The 2,302-nt window shown below is 66.6% G+C and carries 2 protein-coding genes; both read right to left on the bottom strand.

Annotated features, from left to right (window positions below):
* Nucleotides 1–317 precede the first annotated feature (317 nt).
* Nucleotides 318–1,370 (bottom strand): alpha/beta fold hydrolase, encoded by a 1,053-nt coding sequence (locus tag A6A27_RS08280; protein ID WP_073833959.1) that lies wholly within the window; start codon nucleotides 1,368–1,370, stop codon nucleotides 318–320.
* Between the two features lie 344 nt (nucleotides 1,371–1,714).
* Nucleotides 1,715–1,837, bottom strand: coding sequence for a hypothetical protein (locus A6A27_RS47400; protein WP_443189955.1), 123 nt, complete (start codon nucleotides 1,835–1,837; stop codon nucleotides 1,715–1,717).
* Between the last annotated feature and the right edge of the window lie 465 nt (nucleotides 1,838–2,302).

The raw sequence follows: 2,302 nt of genomic DNA, 5'->3' as shown, positions 1-2,302 counted from the left end.
ACGACCACTGACCCCTTGGAATAGATCGTCTAGTCGTTTGTTGGTCGGTTCGTCGAGCAGCAGCACGTCGGGCCGATTGAGCTCCTGTGCCGCCAGGCCGAGGGAGATGACCGGGCCGCCGCTGAGGGTGTGCAGGTGCCGGTCGAGCGGGACGCCCGGCCAATGGTGGAGAGAGCGCGCCTCCGGGGTCCGGTGTGGACGGGAAATAGGACCCGGAGGAGCGCACCCGTATCCGTTCGGTTCGTGTGGCGTCCGGGTGCGTACTTAAGCACACCCAGGTGGCGCGGAGGCGCGCGCACGTCCCACGCTGACGGCGATCAGAAACCGTCGACTTCGAGGACGGCCGCCGCGAAGTCTGCGGGGGCCTCCTGTGGCACGTTGTGACCGATGCCCGTCAACGTCCGGTGTGCGTACGGGCCCGAGAACTTGTCGCGATAGTTCGCGCCGTTCCCTGGAGGCGTGAAGGGATCCATCTCACCATCGAGCGTGATCGTTGGCACTCCGATGACGGGGCCTTCGGCAAGTCGCTTTTCGAGGCGGTCGTATCGCGGGTCACCCTTGGCCAGGCCCAGGCGCCAGCGGTAGTTGTGGATCACGATGTTGGTGTAATCCGGGTTGTCGAACGCCCTTGCGGTCTGATCGAACGTCGCGTCATCGAAGTCCCACGTCGGCGAGTTGAACTTCCAGACAAGCTTCGCCAACTCGTCCGGATACTCCTCGAGGCCGAGTCGACCCCTCTCTGTGGTGAAGTAGTACTGGTACCACCAGGCGAACTCGGACTTCGGCGGCAACGGCGTCTTGTTCATCTCGCGGTTGGTGATCAGATAACCGGTCACGGAGACCAGGGCCTTGCAGCGATCTGGCCAGAGCGCCGCGATGATGTCGGCCGTCCGGGAGCCCCAGTCAAAACCGGCGAGGACGGCCTTCTTGATCTTGAGGGCATCCATCAAGGCGATGATGTCGAGGGCGACCACCGCCTGCTGGGCGTTGCGGAACGTCTTGCTCGACAGGAAGCGCGTCGTGCCGTGCCCGCGCAGGTACGGGACGATCACCCGGTAGCCCTCTGCTGCCAGTAGGGGCGCGACGTCGACAAAACTGTGGATGTCGTAGGGCCAGCCGTGCAGCAGGATGGCCACGGGGCCGTCGGCGGGGCCAAGTTCGGCGTAGCCGACTCTCAGTACGCCGGCATCGACATACTTCAGCGATCCGAAGGACTTGGCCGTCCCCGGGCTTTTCGGGGACAGAAACGCCGAGTTTCTCCCGTTGGGCGTGGCCGCCGAGGCCGGCGCCGAGGACAAGGGCCATATGCCGAGCGAAGCTGCGGCCGCCCCCGCGCCGACTGCCTTGCCAAAAGTTCGCCTGTTGATCATCTGGAACCTTCCTTAGCGTGTGTGTGCCGGGCTGCCAGTGGCCGGCACGCAGCCGTTGTGGGGTCAGTTGGTGAGGACGGGGCGGCGGCCCCGGTGAGAGTTCTGTGGCCGGCGCGTTGTGCGGATGAGGTCAGGCGGTGACGCAGCGGTAGTTCGTGGCCGAGGCAGGGTCACCGTGGCCGGTGTAGCGACTCACCATCGGATAGCGGCAGATGTTGTGGGTGACGCTGCCGTCGGGGGTGGCAGCAGCGAGGGTGGCCGGGGCCCCTGGCCCTTCTCCACTCAGTTGACCAGCGCGCCCAGATCGTCGGTGGGCTGTGGGCCGGTGCCGCCTCCGCAGTGGTTCACGCCGGGACGTCGAGCGGGCCGGCAACCGCCTCGGCGACCCCCGGCACCCGGCGAAGCTCGGCGAGCAGCTCACCCGGGCGCAGCAACGCCTTCGACGGCATGCACGTGTAGTAGGGCACTCCCCGCCGACCTTGTCGGCCTCCACGATTGCCTCGGCCAGTCCGGCCTCGGCCAGTCGGCCGGCCGCCACCTCGCCGCCCGGGCCGGCGCCGATCACCACCACGTCAAAACTCGCATGCCCTGATGCTCGTCCCGGCGGGCATCCGATCGCGCCCGGGTGTGCCCCTGGTCCTCCACCCTGGCGTGCCCGTGAGCCGGGGCGGGACGGCCCCGACGCGCGGAGGGCCGGGGATGAGTGTCCTGCCCAGCTCTCTGCCAGGAGCGGTCGGCCGATGCGGGCGACCAGACGCAAACCCGATTCAGTTGTTCAGATTCTCGAATCCAAAGCCTAGCCTCAGCCCTTCGTTAACGGCTGTCCATGGGCTGGGCTGGAAACGCAGAAGTGCCTTCTGATCTGGGAAAATAGGGCTTGTCGAGAGTCCTGATCATCCCGTCACGGAAGGCACCTACAGGGTGAAGGCTAC

Origin of the sequence: Micromonospora sp. CB01531 (genome assembly GCF_001905095.1) — a bacterium.
Classification (GTDB): domain Bacteria; phylum Actinomycetota; class Actinomycetes; order Mycobacteriales; family Micromonosporaceae; genus Micromonospora.
The sequence above is the reverse complement of the archived record's forward strand: the minus strand, read 5'-3'. Positions and strand labels throughout refer to the sequence as shown.

Excerpts from the sequence above, each read along its gene's own strand:
- A6A27_RS08280 (WP_073833959.1), bottom strand. The coding sequence starts at position 1,370 with ATGATCAACAGGCGAACTTTTGGCAAGGCAGTCGGCGCGGGGGCGGCC.